The 16,565-nt window shown below is 61.9% G+C and carries 14 protein-coding genes and 3 pseudogenes; 11 read left to right on the forward strand and 6 right to left on the reverse strand.

Annotation, left to right across the window (positions count from 1 at the left end; genetic code table 11):
* Nucleotides 1-5: 5 nt before the first annotated feature.
* The 3 genes from ACFQGD_RS12710 to ACFQGD_RS12720 are packed head-to-tail and all read left to right on the forward strand — an operon-like array spanning nucleotide 6 to nucleotide 3,860.
* On the forward strand, nucleotides 6-1,121 hold the full coding sequence (locus ACFQGD_RS12710) for a tyrosine-type recombinase/integrase (RefSeq protein ID WP_390183717.1): 1,116 nt from the start codon (nucleotides 6-8) through the stop codon (nucleotides 1,119-1,121).
* On the forward strand, nucleotides 1,122-1,454 hold the full coding sequence (locus ACFQGD_RS12715) for a helix-turn-helix domain-containing protein (protein WP_345390872.1): 333 nt from the start codon (nucleotides 1,122-1,124) through the stop codon (nucleotides 1,452-1,454).
* A gap of 3 nt (nucleotides 1,455-1,457) precedes the next feature.
* Nucleotides 1,458-3,860: a hypothetical protein gene (locus ACFQGD_RS12720; protein ID WP_345390875.1), complete on the forward strand. Its 2,403-nt coding sequence runs from the start codon at nucleotides 1,458-1,460 to the stop codon at nucleotides 3,858-3,860.
* Nucleotides 3,861-3,962: 102 nt separating this feature from the next.
* On the opposite strand, the gene ACFQGD_RS12725 is transcribed toward ACFQGD_RS12720, so the two are convergent.
* Nucleotides 3,963-4,334, reverse strand: a complete 372-nt coding sequence (locus ACFQGD_RS12725; protein WP_345398830.1) for a hypothetical protein — start codon at nucleotides 4,332-4,334, stop codon at nucleotides 3,963-3,965.
* Nucleotides 4,335-4,399: 65 nt separating this feature from the next.
* On the opposite strand from ACFQGD_RS12725, the gene ACFQGD_RS12730 reads away from it, so the two are divergent.
* Nucleotides 4,400-5,173: an ExeA family protein gene (locus tag ACFQGD_RS12730; protein WP_345393155.1), complete on the forward strand. Its 774-nt coding sequence runs from the start codon at nucleotides 4,400-4,402 to the stop codon at nucleotides 5,171-5,173.
* Between the two features lie 498 nt (nucleotides 5,174-5,671).
* On the opposite strand, the gene ACFQGD_RS12735 is transcribed toward ACFQGD_RS12730, so the two are convergent.
* On the reverse strand, nucleotides 5,672-6,262 hold the full coding sequence (locus ACFQGD_RS12735; RefSeq protein ID WP_345393152.1) for an RNA polymerase sigma factor: 591 nt from the start codon (nucleotides 6,260-6,262) through the stop codon (nucleotides 5,672-5,674).
* 181 nt (nucleotides 6,263-6,443) lie between these two features.
* On the opposite strand from ACFQGD_RS12735, the gene ACFQGD_RS12740 reads away from it, so the two are divergent.
* On the forward strand, nucleotides 6,444-6,734 hold the full coding sequence (locus ACFQGD_RS12740; RefSeq protein ID WP_345393149.1) for a helix-turn-helix domain-containing protein: 291 nt from the start codon (nucleotides 6,444-6,446) through the stop codon (nucleotides 6,732-6,734).
* 252 nt (nucleotides 6,735-6,986) lie between these two features.
* On the opposite strand, the gene istB is transcribed toward ACFQGD_RS12740, so the two are convergent.
* On the reverse strand, nucleotides 6,987-7,814 hold the full coding sequence (istB, locus tag ACFQGD_RS12745; RefSeq protein ID WP_345393147.1) for an IS21-like element helper ATPase IstB: 828 nt from the start codon (nucleotides 7,812-7,814) through the stop codon (nucleotides 6,987-6,989).
* A gap of 196 nt (nucleotides 7,815-8,010) precedes the next feature.
* A pseudogene (locus tag ACFQGD_RS12750) lies at nucleotides 8,011-8,283 on the reverse strand (IS3-like element ISPfr13 family transposase); the annotation flags it as partial.
* A gap of 286 nt (nucleotides 8,284-8,569) precedes the next feature.
* Here ACFQGD_RS12750 and ACFQGD_RS12755 point away from each other — a divergent pair.
* From ACFQGD_RS12755 to ACFQGD_RS12780, 6 genes and pseudogenes are all read left to right on the forward strand, one after another.
* Nucleotides 8,570-8,686: pseudogene (locus tag ACFQGD_RS12755) on the forward strand (transposase); the annotation flags it as partial.
* Between the two features lie 291 nt (nucleotides 8,687-8,977).
* The gene (locus ACFQGD_RS12760) at nucleotides 8,978-9,820 is read left to right on the forward strand and encodes an HpcH/HpaI aldolase/citrate lyase family protein (RefSeq protein ID WP_345393144.1); all 843 of its coding nucleotides are present in this window, start codon (nucleotides 8,978-8,980) and stop codon (nucleotides 9,818-9,820) included.
* A gap of 165 nt (nucleotides 9,821-9,985) precedes the next feature.
* Nucleotides 9,986-11,173, forward strand: coding sequence for a phthiocerol/phthiodiolone dimycocerosyl transferase family protein (locus ACFQGD_RS12765; RefSeq protein WP_345393141.1), 1,188 nt, complete (start codon nucleotides 9,986-9,988; stop codon nucleotides 11,171-11,173).
* A gap of 524 nt (nucleotides 11,174-11,697) precedes the next feature.
* Nucleotides 11,698-12,600, forward strand: coding sequence for an HpcH/HpaI aldolase/citrate lyase family protein (locus ACFQGD_RS12770; RefSeq protein WP_345393138.1), 903 nt, complete (start codon nucleotides 11,698-11,700; stop codon nucleotides 12,598-12,600).
* 358 nt (nucleotides 12,601-12,958) lie between these two features.
* Nucleotides 12,959-13,051: pseudogene (locus tag ACFQGD_RS12775) on the forward strand (helix-turn-helix domain-containing protein); the annotation flags it as partial.
* Between the two features lie 301 nt (nucleotides 13,052-13,352).
* Nucleotides 13,353-14,183: an SDR family NAD(P)-dependent oxidoreductase gene (locus tag ACFQGD_RS12780; RefSeq protein WP_345393135.1), complete on the forward strand. Its 831-nt coding sequence runs from the start codon at nucleotides 13,353-13,355 to the stop codon at nucleotides 14,181-14,183.
* Here ACFQGD_RS12780 and ACFQGD_RS12785 read toward each other — a convergent pair.
* Nucleotides 14,173-14,511 carry a 3-oxoacyl-[acyl-carrier-protein] synthase III C-terminal domain-containing protein gene (locus ACFQGD_RS12785; RefSeq protein ID WP_345393132.1) on the reverse strand — a complete coding sequence of 113 codons (339 nt, stop codon included), beginning with the start codon at nucleotides 14,509-14,511 and terminating at the stop codon, nucleotides 14,173-14,175. The genes ACFQGD_RS12780 and ACFQGD_RS12785 overlap by 11 nt on opposite strands.
* Complete coding sequence (locus ACFQGD_RS12790; protein WP_345393129.1) at nucleotides 14,480-15,805, reverse strand: integrase core domain-containing protein; 1,326 nt, start codon at nucleotides 15,803-15,805, stop codon at nucleotides 14,480-14,482. Before ACFQGD_RS12790 ends, ACFQGD_RS12785 begins: the two co-directional genes overlap by 32 nt.
* Nucleotides 15,806-16,565 lie beyond the last annotated feature (760 nt).

Below are 16,565 nucleotides of genomic sequence, written 5' to 3' on the forward strand. Positions count from 1 at the left end.
GCGTGGTGGGACGGGGTGATCTGGCCGGCGCGGCGCACCTGGAGCTGGTCTCGGGTGTGGTGCAGTTGCGGCCGGAGGACGCCATGGTGGAGGCGATGCTGCGCGGCTGGCATGCTCAGCAGACGGCGCGGGGGCTGCAGGAGTCCACGATGGCCCCGCGGGTGCGATTGGTGCTTCAGTTCATCTCGTTCACCAATGAGTACCCGTGGAGCTGGGGACCGGCCCATGTGGACGAGTGGACGCAGTGGCTGACCAGCGAAAAGCATCTGACCCCGGCGACGATCCGGAACTATCAGACGGATCTGCGGTTGTTCAGCGAGTACCTGTGCGACGCCCGGTATGGCTGGGCGGCCGCGTGCGAGGGCGAGTTCGGGCCGGGGGTGCATCCGGTGCCGATCTGCCACGAGTGGAACACCATCGCCCACCTCAACGAGTACGAGGGTGATGCCGAGGCGCGGCCGTTCACCCGCGAGGAGTTGCAGCGGTTCCTCGACTACGCCGACGACCAGGTCGACCGCGCGGTGCGGGCGAAACGCAAGGGCGCACTGGCTGCCTATCGTGATGCCACGCTGTTCAAAGTCGCCTATGCGTGGGGGTTGCGCCGCACCGAGACGTCCAAACTGGACATCGCCGATTGGGGCCGGAATCCGGCGGCGCCGGAGTTCGGCCGGTACGGGATGCTGCACGTCCGCTATGGCAAGGCGGTGCGCGGGCAGCCACCGCGGCGGCGGAACGTGCCCTCGGTGATGGGGTGGGCGGTCGAGGCGGTGGCCGACTACGTGGACAACATCCGTCCGAGGTTCGGCTGCGACGAGCACCCGGCGATGTGGGTCACCGAACGCGGCGGAAGGGTCAAACCGGCGGAGGTCAATGCCCGGTTCGTCGCCTACCGCGACGCCCTCGGCCTGCCGAAACAGCTGACGCCCCACTCGCTGAGGCACTCGTGGGTCACCCATCTGACAGAGCAAGGCGTGGATCGTCGGTTCATCCAGGAGGCCGTGGGGCATCGGTGTGACACGTCGACGGCGATCTACACCCATGTGTCCGGTGACTTCATGAACACCGCGCTGCGCAAGGCGTTGAACCCGGCCTTCGACCCGCAATGTCGGAAGGAATCGTGAATGACCCGCAAACTCGACTACCGGTGGCGGCTGCGAAACGTCATGGCCGACCGGGGCCTGTTCGCCACCACCGACCTGATCGAACCACTGGCCCAGCGCGGCATCCACCTGTCGTCCAGCCAGGTCTACCGGCTGGTCGCCGAGCGGCCTGAACGGTTGAGCCTGAACGTGCTGATGGCGTTGCTGGACATCCTCGACTGCACGATGGACGAGTTGATCGAGCCGATCGCCGGGGCCACCCCGCTTCGCCGGTCCAAGGCTGTCGGCGATACCGAGGCCGGGGTCGGCGGTCTGCGCCCCAAGCGGGCCCGCATCACCCGCGTCGACGGGTAGACCATGCCAGTCCCGCTGGCACCGGAGGTGCTCGCCAACCCTATCGGCGTCATCGTCGACCTTGTCGCCGCACGCGAGCCCAACTTGGACCGCACGGTGATCGAAGCCACGGTGACCGGTGTTGCCGGGGGCCGGGCCAAGCGCCGCGGCATGGCCCAAGCGCTGCTTGAGAAGCCAGTGCTGCTGGCCGACGGTCGCTCCCCAGCACCCAGGGGTGTCGGGGATCTGCTCATCGCGCTGCGCGAGGCCGGCGCGATGGAAGTTTCGCCGCCGGTCTGCGCTGAATGCGGTAAACCCCTGCGCACCCTGCAGCGCCGCGGCCAGGACTGGTACTGCGGCGTTTGCGGTCCCCGGCGAGACGCCTGCGCGGCCTGCGGCAAGGTCCGGCCGGTGAACTGCCGAGACCGGGACGGGAATCCGCGATGCGCCCACTGCCCGCCCGATGCGGGTCGGGATCCCGTCGACATCGTCGTGGGCGTGGTGACCGGCGTGGATTCGACACTGTCGGCGGACGTCGTGGCCGCCGCAGTTCGTGCGACAGTGCCCGGCGCCGGACGCCGCTATCAGCTCGCATGGGCGGTGCAAGATCGGCCCGAACTGCTCACCGGGGCTGGCGCTGAGGCACCCGTTCTCGCAGTGCTGCGGCTGGTCGACAAGCTCCGCGACGCCGGAGCGCAGGCCATCGTGCGCCCGTCCTGTCCCGGCTGTGACCGAGTCATCCATTTGCACCGCCGGATCGACGGACAGTGGCTGTGTCGCAACTGTGTGGCCAAATCCCGCGCCCAACCCTGCTCGCGCTGCGGCGTGGTCCGCGAGGCGGCCACCCGCGACGAGCACGGCCAACCGCTGTGTCCGAACTGCATGATCACCGACCCCGCCAACCAGGAAACCTGCCTCGACTGCGGCCGACGCCGTCCCGTCAACGTTCGCACCGCCGAGGGGCCGCTCTGCGGCAGCTGCGTGCCATACAAGACCCTGACGTGCCAGATCTGCGGGAAGGACGCACCCTGCGTGATCTCCCAGGCGACCGGCACGCCCTGGTGCCGGGCCTGCAGACAGCGGTGGATTCGTTGCGTCGGCTGCGGCGAAGACGCACCGATCCGTGGCGGCACCCTCGATGAACCGCTCTGCGCGAGCTGCGCCCGTCCCGACCCTGGCTTCTGGCGCAGTTGCCCCAACTGCGGTCAACCCGACCGCATTCACGCTGGACGGTGCGCCCGCTGCGCCGTCCAGCAGCGGTTGCGCGACCTGCTCAGCAACGACAGCGGCGAGATTCGCCCCGAACTGCAAGGCCTCTACGACACCCTTGCCGAGGCAAAACGACCCACCACGGTCGCGAACTGGCTCAACAAGAGCGCCGCCCCGGCGATCCTGCGCGATCTGACCGGGCAATCGCTCACCCACGCGTCCCTGGACGCGCTGCCCGAGGGAAAGACGGTCGAACACCTGCGCAGCGTCCTGGTCGCCATCGGAACGCTGCCGCCACGGGATGAGCAGATGGCGCGGCTGGAACGGTGGATCACCGACATCGTCGCCGACCGTGCTGACCCCGACGAGCGGCAGATGCTGCACCGCTACGCCGTCTGGCATGTCATGCGGCGGCTGCGTGGCCGAGTCAAGGGCGCCGACACCACCCACGAGCAGGTCGTCGCTGCGCAGCGGGTTATCAAGGCCGCCATCACCCTGCTCGATTGGCTCACCGATCACAGGCTCACGCTGGCCACGGCGCGGCAAGGCGACCTGGATGCCTGGCTGGCCACCACGAAACGCAGCTACCGCACCGAGGCCGGCAACTTTGTCCGCTGGGCCAAGAAACAGAAACTGACCCAGCTCGACTTCCCAGCCACGAGGTGGGACGGACCCTCCGGCCTCATCGACACCGAAACCCGCTGGACACAGGCTCGCTGGCTGCTGCACGACGACACGCTCAAACCCGAGGACCGCGTCGCCGGGCTGCTCGTGCTGCTCTACGCCCAGTGGCCCGCCGCCCTCAGCCGCCTCACCATCGACCACGTCGAACACCACGACAACCAAGTACGCCTGCGGCTCGGACGCGAGCCGATCGAGCTGCCCGAACCCCTCGCTGAGCTCGTTCTCCAGGTTGTCGCCGCCCGCCACGGCAAGGCCGTCGTCGGCGACCAGGGAACCTCCCCCTGGCTGTTCCCCGGCGGTCAGCCCGGCCGGCCCATCAGCGCATTCGGCCTCGCCGAACGTCTCCGCAAGCTCGGCATCAACTCGGCCCGATCCCGATCCGCAGCGCTGTTTCAGCTCAGCACCGAACTGCCTGCTGCCGTCCTGGCCCGACTGCTCGGCATCCACATCACCGTCGCCGTCGCCTGGCAACGCGCCAGCAGCGGCGACTGGACCAACTACGCCGCCGAAATCAGCCGCCGAAGCAGCCGATGAAGCCAGGAATTCGGACAGTTCTGATACCTGAGTCCGCCAGAGGCGGTCTACCCCGACGAAGCCATTCAAGCCCATCTGGCGTTCCTCACCCGCCGGCGAGCGCTACGCCCCACCGAGGAATACCGCACCCCCACCGACGCCGAATGGCAGGAGTTTCTCGGCCACTTCGAACGCCGCAAGGTGTCCATCGGCACCTGCGCCCGAGCGTTCGGAACGCCGTGCATCCATGAACATGCCTGCGTCCGTTGCCCGGTTCTCTGGCCCGATCCCGCCCAACGTGATCGGCTCATCGAGATCCGTGACAACCTCACCGCCCGCATCGCCGAGGCCGAACGCGAGGGCTGGCTCGGCGAGATCGAAGGACTGCAGGTCAGCCTCGCCGGAGCCGAAGACAAGCTCACCCAGATCGATCGCCACCCCGCACGACCAGCCAGCGTCGACCTCGGCATACCCATCGTCACAACCGAGTGACACGATCGGATGGACATCACCGCGGCCCGAAGACCTTGATCAAGTTCAGAGAATACGGATTCACCCGGATGCCGTTCGGTCGTGATCTCGCCCCCGGGATGCTGCACCGTCACGTCGCCCACAACGAAGCCGTCGCCCGCATCGGCTGGTGCGTCAGCGAACAGCGCATCGGGGTAATCACCGGCGAGGTCGGCGCCGGCAAAACCGTCGCCCTCCGCGCCGCTCTGTCCTCTCTGGACGCCAGCAGACATACCGTGATCTATCTGCCTGATCCCACCGTCGGCGTTCGTGGCGTGCTCGGCGCGATCGTCACCGCGCTCGGCCAGCACCCCCGGTTTCACCACGCCACCCTGATACCTCAAGCCGCCGACGCCCTCGCCACCGAACAGGCCGAACGCGGCCGTACTGCCATCGTGGTCATCGACGAAGCGCACCTGCTGACCACTGAACAGCTCGAATCCGTCCGAATGCTCACCAACCACGACATGGACAGCCAATGCCCGTTCGCCTGCCTGTTCGTCGGGCAACCCACCCTGCGCCGCCGTATCAAACTCGGGGCGCTAGCCGCGCTCGACCAGCGCATCGGCCTGCGTTACACCATGCCACCCATGACACCTGAGGAAACCGCCAGCTACCTACGCCACCACCTCGAACTCGCCGGACGCTCCGACACCCTCTTCTCCGACGACGCCATCGCCCTCATCCACCAGACCAGCCGCGGCTACCCCCGCGCCGCCAACAACCTCGCCCTGCAAGCACTCGTCGCCGCCTACGCCGTTAACAAGACGATCGTCGACGAAGCCGCCGCGCGCACCGCCGTTACCGAAATCACCGCCGACTAGGGCAAGTGATGCACCCAGTCACAAGACGCAAGGACACTTAGGACATACGTGCAGAGGCCTCGTGAGAATCAGTAGGGTAGTCGTCACCAAAGCAAACGCTGACGGTGCGGCATATTCCGCTGAGCTGCCGTGCGATTGAAGCACCCAACTTGCAACCACAAAGCAGACCGTTGCGGTCAAAAGGACAAACATCCTAGCGCCAACGCCCAACGAACCACAGATGCGTCGCGCGGGCCGGAAGATGAACAACAGCCGAACCTCACTATCCACTTGATGGAACGTCTGTTTTAAACTAACGAAGCCCTGGTGCTGCGTCAAACACCACGCTGCGACCAAGACGCTTTACCGTTCTGCAGCAACAGATACGCCCGCGAGTAATGCTCCCCTGCCTCCGAACGTCAGTATCGAAGCGATGTCTCACAGCTGATGCATCTGACCGGAGAAGCCCCCGCTGGCCCGCCCAGTCCGCACGTCGCCGCGCCGACGACGCCGTCACCGTCAAGAACGTTGCCAGGCATCAGCCCCTCCGAAGCCACTCGCAACCCCCAAGCCGTCGGCGCAATCAATGCCATTGAGATCTGCATGGTCAGTGACGGTCAACACACGGCTCTCGACAGCGGACGTGCTGAGTCCAACTATCATGCCGATCTGGTGCCAGGATAAATTTAGTCGGGCGCGGCAGAATGCGATTTTCCGATTGGTTGGCGTCAGTTCTTCTAGTGTTTGATAAAACCTGCGAGATGTTTCCGACTCCAGCGCTTTCTGCTGTGGTGTGGGATCCTGACTTGGCCGAATGTGTTGATCACGTGGTGTCGCCCCTTGTGGTTCTTCGCGGGATCTTTTTCGACAGTAATCTATCCAGACGCCGTTGGCGATCTTGCATAGAAGTAGAAACGGGTCCTTGTTGATATCGACATCACGCGGTTTCGAGAAATATTTTTCGAACGTCCGCTGGGTTATCTCATCGGCAGTGTCGACGGGTTCGTTGTAGCGGCGACATAGATATATCACATGCGCGCGAACCCGTCGACGAAGTTTGTCAAAATTGTGTCCGGAAACGCTCCAACGGCCCTCGCGGTTCTCAAACATCAGAACTCGTCCAATTCTGTTTTATCGCGAATCATTAGCAGCTACTTGTTCGTGCCGAACTGGTCACCGCAACCAGCCTTCACAGTCCGTGAAAGTTGCTCCATTTGAGTGAACATCTTGGCGCGCATACCGCGCCGCAGGCCGCTCATGCGGATCCCTAGTAGGGGTTTTGTCAATCGAAATGGAGGTTGCATATATTCAGGAGTACCAGGACATCAGCGATCTCATCAAGGGGGCGCGTTGCGCACTCAAGCTCTCGAAGGCGGCGCTGGCCCGGCAACTGCAGGCCCGCGCAGGCACCACCGCCGTTACCGGCAAGATCATTTCTCGCTGGGAACGCGGCATCCGAGTCCCGGGCCCATATTGGCGATCCCATCTGGCCCCGGAACTCGGTATCACACGTGAGCGGCTTGATCATGCCGCCAGGATGACGCGACGCAACCGTCGCCAGTCGCCTGAGCACAGCCAGTGATTCGCTCGGCTGTGCTGCCTGGGGTGGCGTGCCAGTAGGGACAAGGAGAGGCGAGAGCGCTGCTTACCACCGTGGGCATCATGAGGAGGGTGGCGAGACGGTCGAGGTCGGTGTGGAGGAGGTTGAGGTTGTAGGCGGTGGGCCGACGAAGCGGCGCAGGAAGTCGTCGAGCGGGCTGAGGTCGCTGACGAACCATAGTGCCCTCGGCGAGTTCGACGGCGCCGCCGAGGTCCAGGCTCATGGTGGGCATGATCATCTGCGTTGATCGCTCTGGTCGGCGAGGCGTTGTTGGGTGGTGCGCAGTCGATAGGAGTCGGTGCCGGTTTCGATGATGTGACCGTTGTAGGTGAGGCGATCGACGACGGCCGCGCAGAGCCGTTGGTCGAGGATCGTGGCCTTCCATTCCGAGAACGGCACGTTCGAGGCGACGGCGATGGAACGCCGTTCTTCGCGTTCGGTGAGGATTTGGAACAGCAGTTTGGCGCCGGTCTTGTCGAGCTCGAGGTAACAGAATTCGTCCAGGCAGAGCAGGTCGATCTTGCTGTAGCGTTTGAGGACGCGGCCGAGTTGGTGTTCGTCGGCGGCCTCGCTGAGCTCGTTGACGAGGTTCGCGGTGGTGGTATAGCGGACTTTCCGGCCGGCTTCGGCGATCGCGGTGCCGATCCCGATCAGCAGGTGGGACTTGCCGGTGCCGGAGTCACCGATGAGACACAAGGGTTGTCCGGCGCTGATCCAGCCGGGTTGGGTGAGGGTGTTGACGACCTCCGCGCTGACGTGGGGATTGGCGGTGAAGTCGAAGCTCTCGACCCGTTTCGGACGGGGGAATCGAGCCTCCCGGACCAGGCGGATGCGGCGTCGCTGGTCACGCTGCTCGCATTCAGCGTCCAGCAGATCCAGCAGAAAGGCCTTGTAGGAGGCGTGCTCGCGCAACGCGGCCTCGGCGATCTCCTCGTAGTGGGCGCGGATCGTGGACAGACACAGGGTGCGGCAGGCCTGCTCGATGTGCGCGTCCACGGTGTCGACGCCGGGCTCGATCTTGCCGACCGCCGCAGCTGGCGGTCCGGTCAGGGTGCTACTCATGCCGTGGTGTCCTTTCGGTGTCGAAGAAGCTGGTCGTAGATCGCCACTGAGGGCGGAGGGCGCGTGTCGGTAGGAAGCACTCGACCAGCGTGCAGAGACAGCACCCCGGAGGCTGTATCGCCAGATGACGGGATGTCGGCGGAGGTGTGGCTCATGCCGAGCTCGGTCAGATCGTCGACGTCAAGCATGTCAAAATCGATGCCTTGCGGAGGATCTCGTTGTCCTCACGCAGCCGACGATTCTCGGCCCTCAACCGCTTGATCTCAGCCGACTCCTCGCTCGTGACACCAGGCCGGTCGCCGGCATCGATGTCGGCCTGGACGACCCACCGGCGCACGGTCTCCTTCCCGATCCCGAGCTGCTCGGCCACGACCTTCGAGACCGCGGTCACCGATGGATAGTCCGACCGGTGCTCAGCGACCATCCGAAGCGCCCGATCCTTCAGGGCCGGGTCCACCTTCTTGGGCATGTGCTCATCCTCCTTGACTTACAAGGAAGCGGCATCAAACCCGTGACGGTTCACTTCTCCGACATGGCACTCCTTATAACCCATGCCTCCACGATCTAGGGGGAACCTCACACGGGACTCGATCGAGGCCCACCTGACCATCGTGTTCGCCGCCCTCGCGATCAGCCGCACCATCGAAATCCAGGCAGGCGAGCAGACCATCACCGCCGCCGACCCGCTACCCGACGACGTCCAGCAGATTCTCGACGCCATCCACACCCAGGCCGTGGGGCATAATGTGAGCCAACTCGGGTTCCACAATGGACGAACAGAAGGAGTGAACACCAATACCAAGCTGATCAAGCGACAGATGTACGGACGCGCAGGATTCAGCCTCCTCCGCCACCGCATACTCCTCAGATGAACTACCGAACGTCACCACCGCAAATGTGCCAGAGCCGTTCACCCGACATTCCCAGCATCCAAAGAATCTTGCAGTACTGAAAGTACAACGAATCCTGTACTTCGTACATGTACGACCGCTCGCCACATTCAAAAGACCATCGCGGCAGTTCCACTGGATCAACGGTGAATAACCGCATGCTAAGTCCAAATGTTCCGGGTTGAAATACTCCCCGTACTAGCCCGAATCCGTCTACAGTACCATCGATTTCTCGATTGTATTCGACACTCTTTTTATACCATCGGAGGATTAATGGCAGTCGCAATAACGATCGATCAGGTTTCCAGCATGCGATCATTACTCGCGGTGCCAGGACATCGTCCCGATCGATTCAACAGGGCTTATGCTAGCGGGGCCGATGGAGTAATGATTGACCTAGAGGACGCAGTAGCCCCGGAAGAAAAGGACGATGCACGATCCAATGTCGCAGCATGGCTGCAGACGCATCGGTCTGCTATCATTCGAATCAATGACACGACCACCAGGTGGCATCTCGACGATGTAAGAATTTTGCAGCCATATCAGTGTATTGTAGTCTTGCCGAAGGCTTCGGACTCGAATGAGATCTCGAACCTTCGAATGAAATTAAACGCGGAGAGCTATATTGTTCCACTTATCGAAACAGCGAGAGGGGTTGTCGAGTCCTGGTCGATTTGTCAACAACCTATGGTCGCACGCGTCATCTTCGGGAACGTCGACTTTGGCCTTCAATTGGGCGTTTCTCCCACTGAGCGTCTAGCCATGTTTTACGCCAGATCCATGCTACCCACCGTCTCAGCAGCCGCAGGGCTCGCACCTCCTATAGATGGCTTGACCACAGCGATTAGAGACGAAAAGACACTCAAGGATGATCTAGATCATGCCGCACGGCTAGGTTTTGGTGGAAAACTATGCCTACATCCTAACCAAGTCGCTACCACAAACTCTACCTTTACTCCATCCATTGAAGACATCAAGTGGGCGAGGTCAGTAATCGACATGGCGAAAGAAGAATCAGCAACGGTTCTTAATGGTGAGGTCGTCGGTAAGCCTGTTATCGAGCGCGCCCGACTACTGATAGCAAGAGCAGAAAGAACGGTAGATCAAGTGATTTGACACAAACAGCCTTGTACACGTAGCTTATTCGCGGCCGACTCAATGACGGTGCGCTAGTTACCCGCCCTTCAATGCTTGGGGTTAAACCTGCTTACCGGCTGAATTTCCCGGTTCAAGTTGACGCGTAGAAGCTCCTTACCTAACCTAGCACAACGGAGGTACTCTGTGCCAGAGCGCTACCTGGACGAGATTGAGTCACAAATTGACGAACCGCGGACATTCGCACTTGAGTACGTTGGCGATGTAGATGACTCCGCATTGCTGAAAGCGTTCCGATCCCTTTGTTGTAATAATCCAGTCCTGTGCGGTAGAATCGAAACAAGTAGTTGCGGTAAGCTTCTATACACGTCGCCTAGCCATGATGTCACCATCAAATCAATTGATGGTGATAAAGGCACGCTTTGGCAATTCGCTCACAGCGATTGGGACAGTGCGCGAGCGGTCGCAGAATTGGCTCACATTCGCAAGCCGGGATCTGGGTACATCGCCTTGCGGATCACACATGCAATAGTCGACGGCGCGGCATTTATTTCCTACCTCGTGGAACTTCTTGAACACTATACAAATATCATGGATGGTCTCGACACTCGAGTAGAACCGAATCCAGTCCTGCCAAAGCGTCCGTCGGATCTTATCCGCGAACGCTGGGAGTCAACCCAGTCGTTTCAGTCGTTTTCAGGACCTGTTGCTAGTGTTAGCGGTGTTATTTTCAAGAGCCTGAAATTCTCTACTAGCGCAACGTCTAATGTTGCTCGCTGGGCACGCTTGAACAAACTCTCTGTAAATTCATTTGTTGGGAGTGCAGTCGCACTTGGCCTCCACCGATTAAAACACTCTGGTTGCGAATCATTGCCGGTTAACGTACTTTACCCTGTGAATCTTAGGCGCCATGTTTCGCCTGTCGTAGATCCGACTGAAAGCACAAATTTTGTCGGTTTATCCATAGCGTCTTTTGAGATTTCTCGCGCCAGCACGGTACATTCGATCGCTCGTGATTTTCATGCTCAAATAAGGTCCAATACTATGAATCGGAATATCGCAGTTCCAAGCCGGGAGGGAATGCTGTCTCCTCAAGGCTTGGCGCCTCGCGTTCCGTTAGGACTGAATTTTGGCCTCAGCGGGCAGGGTATCCTGCCTGAATTACAGCATCCTGACGAGTTACGATATGTCGACCTTTTGCGACCGCCCCCGGTTAGGATAAGATCTAACAATGACGGCGAGTACGTCGTATACACGTTCCGAGGTAGTCTGACAATCGACTTGCGACTGTCCGATGATGTATTTGAACACGCCGAAGCCAGCTCGCTGTCTGGATACATAAAGGAGGAGATTGACCGCGCAACTACGACGTAAGTTGGCCGAATTTCGCAAGACGCTTTTCGATGTCCAGCTTTCTCTATCTCATCCGAACTTGGCGGCGTCCGTGAGTCCTGCCGGGACCGCTGTCTAGCCTCTTCGGTTGGGAACCCAGCCTGAATCCATTAACCACTGAATTGTGATTAATTTCTGGAGCGGAGTCAATCTTCGAGCCCGGCGGCATTGAGAAGGCGTGCGGCACTGGCCGGCCGGGTCGCCAGTATGTCGGGTCCGACGGAGCTTGTTCAATCATCGACTGCGCAGGCACTACCACCGACTCCGTCCACAGTGAGCGCGATCGCCCAGCTAAGAAGTAGCGGCTGAGGATGTCGGGATCACGAACTGGGGAAGCATATATATCCTGCATTGGTCTGATCAGTTTGGATACATGCCACCCCGCTAGGTCGTAGGTGGGGTCTGCGGCCAAATTGACCTAACGCGCGGAGCGTACTATGTTCAATGATACATCTTAGATTTTATCATCCTGAACATGTAGTTCACTCGTAGCGAGGATCTGCTTCATGCTCATCCGGCCACCGCGATCAGTCTTGGCGACACCAGCGACGAAAGAATGGATGTTCGGCAAGGCAGCCGCGTCTGGCGCGGACGTGGTATTCCTGGACTTGGAGGACGCGGTCGTGCCTGCGGCCAAGGAGGACGCCCGCGACGAAGCCGTTGAAGCGCTGACCGGTCGTGACTGGGGCAACACGGAGCGGGCGGTGCGGATCAATGGGCTGGACACGCCGTGGGCGCACGACGACATTATCGAAACCGTGACCGGGGCACGGGAAGCGATGGACACGTTGATTGTGCCCAAGGTGACAGCCGCACGAGACGTTTGGTGGGTCGACGTCCTGCTGACGCAGGTGGAGAAGAAGCTCGGCCTGGCCGAACGTATTCGCGTGCAAGCCGTGATCGAAACCGTCGAGGGATTAATCAACGTGGAAGCAATAGCCAAAGCATCGCCTCGGCTTACAGCCATCAGCTTCGGGGCCGGTGACTACTCGCTCTCGCAGGGCGCCAGGGTAGGCGCGAACCTGGAATCGACGATCCCGTATCCAGGTGATATCTGGCAGTATGCACGGAGCAAGATCCTGGTGGCGGCGCGTGCCGCTGGCGTCGCTGCCATCGACTCCGCCTATCCTGATTACCGCGATCATGCCGGCTTCGAGCAGGCGGCCCAGCGGGCTGCGGTGCTTGGCTTTTCAGGTAAGCTCGTCATCCACCCAAGTCAGGTTATTATCGCCAACCGGGTGTTCTCTCCGAGTAAGAAGGAAATCGATCTCGCGCGACGGCATCTTGCGAGTGTCGAGCAGGGTGAAGCGGCCGGGCAGGGAGCGGTCAGCCTCGATGGGGTGCTCGTCGATGCGTTCCACCTTAGGTGGGCGCGCCAGATCCTAGCCCGAGTTTCCGGCGCTAGTTGATCGGGTGGGTGGGCGGTGGTGCGGGGCACTGTATCGTTGATCTGGGTTAACATGCCACACGAGTGCTTGGCATTCTGTCCGATGTGTACGGATCCTTTTCAACTTGATCTTCGTTCGTGGCTGCGTGTCGTCGCGGTGGACGTGGCTAAGCTCCTGGTAGATGGATCGTCGACCAAGATCAATCCAACAGCCACCAGTAGCTTCACGTGCTGTTCTATCCGTCGGCGATCGCTCGTCCACCGCAACCCTGAACTACGTCGCCGGAATTATCGGCGAACACCGTGCGGCGATCGGCTCACACTTTCGCCGTCTCAGCGGCCGCGAGCAGGCCAGGCTGATATAGGCGCACCTACGCAACTGCGACATCTACACTCGGCTCGCCGCCGAGTTCGGCATCGGCGTGGCGACAGTATACCGCTACGTCCACGAGACGGTCGACCGGCTGGCCTAGCGTGCCTGAGCTTGCAGCAAGCCCTCACGGAACGCACGGCCACACCCTCGAACTACGCCATCGTCGATCAGTAAGGGGTCCGTCCCTTGATCGGCTCTGGCTCATCTTCGGTGGTGATGCGGGGTTGACGGGATGGACACGGAGCGTTGTGCCAGAGTGACGCTGATGCGATGTTAATCAAGTTCTGGCGTTGGTGTTCTCTTACAAGGCCAACGTTTCCAGACGCGGCACTAGCTGATGAGACGACAACATTACAAGGTGACGCCACGGTCGCTGTGTCTGACTGAGAAAGGTGCTTTTGATGGCAAAACTCGACAACAAGGTCGCTCTCGTAACAGGTTCTGGCCGCGGTATCGGACGCGAAATTGCGCTGAAGCTCGCGTCCGAGGGAGCGAAGGTCGTGGTGAACGACCTGGACGCAGAAACCGCAAAGGACACCCTGGCCGCAGTTGAGGCTAGCGGGGGTAGCGCGATCGCGTGCGTTGGCAGCGTCACCGATGAGGCTTTCGCCGAGCGGTTCATCGATACCGCTGTGGACGGCTTCGGTGGGTTGGACATAATCGTGAACAACGCCGGCTTCACCTGGGACAACGTCATCCAGAAGATGACCGATGAGCAGTGGGATGCCATCCTTGATGTACACCTGAAAGCCCCATTCCGCGTCCTGCGCGCCGCTCAGCCGGTCATTTCAGCCGCGGTCAAACGGGCGAAAGCCACGGATGAGCCGGTGCCGTGCCGCAAAGTGGTGAACATTTCCTCCATCGCTGGGCTCGGAGGCAATGCAGGTCAGGTCAGTTACGCCGCCGCCAAGGTCGGCGTCACCGGTCTGACGAAGACGCTGGCGAAAGAGTGGGGCAGGTACAACGTGACGGTCAATACGGTCGCGTTCGGGCTCATCCACACGAGCATCGCAAAGGCCGCCGCCGCTGGCGGCGGCGCTGTCAACATCCAAGGCCGCGAGATCAAGGTCGGCGTGAACCCTCAGTTGCTCGCGGCGATAAAGTGGATGACTCCACTTGGACGCGCCGGGACGCCCGAGGATGCAGCTGGAGCCGTATATCTGCTGTGTACGCCGGAGTCCGACTACGTCAGCGGGCAGACCCTCATCTGTGGCGGCGGGTTCATGATGTGAGGTTCGTAGTCCAGCGCATGGTCACGCCGCCCCACGTCACCCCACCACCGAACGCGACGTGCAGCAGAGCGTCGCCGGGCTTGATCTTTCTCTTTCTCACACCGTCGTCGAGTGTGTTCGGCACTGACGCTGCGCCGGTGTTGCCGTAGTCCCGTACTGTCATGTGCGTCTGGCCGGGTTCCAGGCGCAATGTGTCCGACCGCTCGGCCAGCATGACGCCGTTAGCTTGGTGGGGCTCGATGAGCCGCGCTTCCCCGAGTTCGAGCTTCGTTGACCTGAGAAGGTCGACGATCAGCTCAGGCAGCATTTTCGCGGCCAGCGACCGCACATTTCGTCCTTGCATCTCCAGGAAGTGCTCCGTCGTCTGAACCGTCTGGTGGCTCGTGGGCTGTCAGGTGCCGCCGGCGGGAATCTTCACCAAGTCGGCTAGGATACTCTCCGACACCAGCCTGTTCAACAGGAATCCAGTACGGGTGGGCGAGGTGCGTCTGACCAAATGAACCAGTTGGGGCTCGAAATTCCCAACCACTGGCGGGGCGGTCATTGGTGATCTGGTTGTAGTTGTCGTCGGTGTCAACCCGTGCTTCGTGGGCTGCGCGTAGCCCTGCTCGGCGTGCGGCGCGGATGACCTCACCCCGTCCTTCGTGTTCGTCGTTGGGGGTGACATAGCCGATGCCTTCGTGGAGCCTGGTGCCGTTCCAGAACGCCCGGAGACGGTCCAGCTCGGCTTCCAGATCGCCGGCGTCGGTGATCTTGTCCAGATACGGGTACTCGCCCTTGAGGTGACCGAAGAACGACTCGACCCAGGCCTGGTCGTTCGGGGTGCCGGGGCGCCCGAAGTGCTGCGCGATGCGGGCACCGGCCATGAACACCGCCGTAGCGTTGGAGGTCATCTGCGGCCCGTTGTCCGAGACCGCCAGCAGCACCGGGATCCGCTCGTCATTGTCCGGGACGACACCGTGGGCGAGCTCGTCGAGCAGCGCCTCGTCGAGCAGGTACTCCTTACCGTCGTCACCCAAGGCGCGGGTGAACGCGACCTCGACCTGAGTGGAGGTCTCCTCCGCCGAGACCACCGTGGACAGCCACTTGCGCGAGACCACGTCGATGACCGCGATCACGCCCCAGCCGGGCAGACCGGCGAAGTGCGTGAAGTCGTAGATCCAGATCACGCCCGGGACGAGTTCGGCCCACTCCGGGAACGGCCGCTTGTCGCGTCGCTCCCGCGGAGGGCGTTCGGGCAGGTGCACGCCCTCCGCGGCCAGCACCCGCAGCACCGTCGACTCGGACACATAGACCAGGCCGAGCCGGGAGGCGCGGTGCGCGAGCTTGCGATGCGAGCGGTCGATCTCGCCCCACTCGTCGGCGACCTTGACGATCGCGGCACGTTCCCAGTCCAGCAGCGCGTGCAGCGGCACATCGGGGCCAGGTTTGGCGTCGGCCAGCCGCCCGGCGGCGGCGCGATCGAGCCAACGCAGCACCCGCACATGGTCCAGCCCGAGCGTGGCCGCAGCCCTGCGCAGCGACCAGCCTCCCTCGGCCTGGGCGTACGCCACCAGCGCCAGCAGCGCGGCCTTCACATCGGCGTGCACCCGCGGCGGGACCGGGCCGGCTACGAGTCCCAAGGCGATTTCCCTGCTGCAGATGCAGCGCCACGGCCTGCTCAGTCACCGTCGCGCGCAGCCGCTCGATCTCGGCCTTCGCCTCATCGAGCTCGGCCTGCGCGGCCGACTTGCCCGGACGACCCGGCCGCGCAGCGGACAGCGCATCCAGGGCGCCCTGCTTGGCCGTCCGGCAGATCGAGACGATCGTCGAACGGTCCACGCCCCACTTCTCGGCCGCCTCCCGCTGAGTGGCCTGCTGCGTCAAGACCTGCACGTAGACCTCGTACTTCTCCGAGGGAGCCAGCCGCTTACGCGGCTTACGGCCCGGCTTCGGCTGAGACACTCCAAACCTCCTGAACGGATGATCAACTTAGCCCGTTCAGTGGTCGGGAATTAAAACCGGGATCTGGTTCACAGACTCAGACGCGCAAGGAATTTGCCACCTATGGGGAGAATTTCACGGCCACCGACAAACCAGTAGACTTACCCACCAGAAAGGTGCCTCCTCGAACTCGCGAAAACTCGGGCGCTGAATATACGAACTTTCACAGTTCGGAGCACCTTTCTTCTTCATCAACACGACCCGACCGCCGCATCACCACGAAAGCGCGAGGCTAAGTACTCGGGCACCGGCGCGTCCGACCAACTCCCGCACGACATGACGCACCTGTATGGCCAGCCGGGCGGTGCGGCGTTGATACCGCCTGGCTACGGTAAGCGGCTCGCGGAATGTCTGCCGCAAGCAGTCCATAGTGCAGCAGCGCATCCGTCGTGCCCGCAC

Source organism: Haloechinothrix salitolerans, assembly GCF_042662605.1.
GTDB lineage: Bacteria > Actinomycetota > Actinomycetes > Mycobacteriales > Pseudonocardiaceae > Haloechinothrix_A > Haloechinothrix_A salitolerans.

Excerpts from the sequence above, each read along its gene's own strand:
- ACFQGD_RS12715 (WP_345390872.1), top strand. The coding sequence starts at position 1,122 with ATGACCCGCAAACTCGACTACCGGTGGCGGCTGCGAAACGTCATGGCC.
- ACFQGD_RS12720 (WP_345390875.1), top strand. The coding sequence starts at position 1,458 with ATGCCAGTCCCGCTGGCACCGGAGGTGCTCGCCAACCCTATCGGCGTC.
- ACFQGD_RS12730 (WP_345393155.1), top strand. The coding sequence starts at position 4,400 with ATGCCGTTCGGTCGTGATCTCGCCCCCGGGATGCTGCACCGTCACGTC.
- ACFQGD_RS12735 (WP_345393152.1), bottom strand. The coding sequence starts at position 6,262 with ATGTTTGAGAACCGCGAGGGCCGTTGGAGCGTTTCCGGACACAATTTT.
- ACFQGD_RS12740 (WP_345393149.1), top strand. The coding sequence starts at position 6,444 with ATGGAGGTTGCATATATTCAGGAGTACCAGGACATCAGCGATCTCATC.
- istB (WP_345393147.1), bottom strand. The coding sequence starts at position 7,814 with ATGAGTAGCACCCTGACCGGACCGCCAGCTGCGGCGGTCGGCAAGATC.
- ACFQGD_RS12760 (WP_345393144.1), top strand. The coding sequence starts at position 8,978 with ATGGCAGTCGCAATAACGATCGATCAGGTTTCCAGCATGCGATCATTA.
- ACFQGD_RS12770 (WP_345393138.1), top strand. The coding sequence starts at position 11,698 with ATGCTCATCCGGCCACCGCGATCAGTCTTGGCGACACCAGCGACGAAA.
- ACFQGD_RS12780 (WP_345393135.1), top strand. The coding sequence starts at position 13,353 with ATGGCAAAACTCGACAACAAGGTCGCTCTCGTAACAGGTTCTGGCCGC.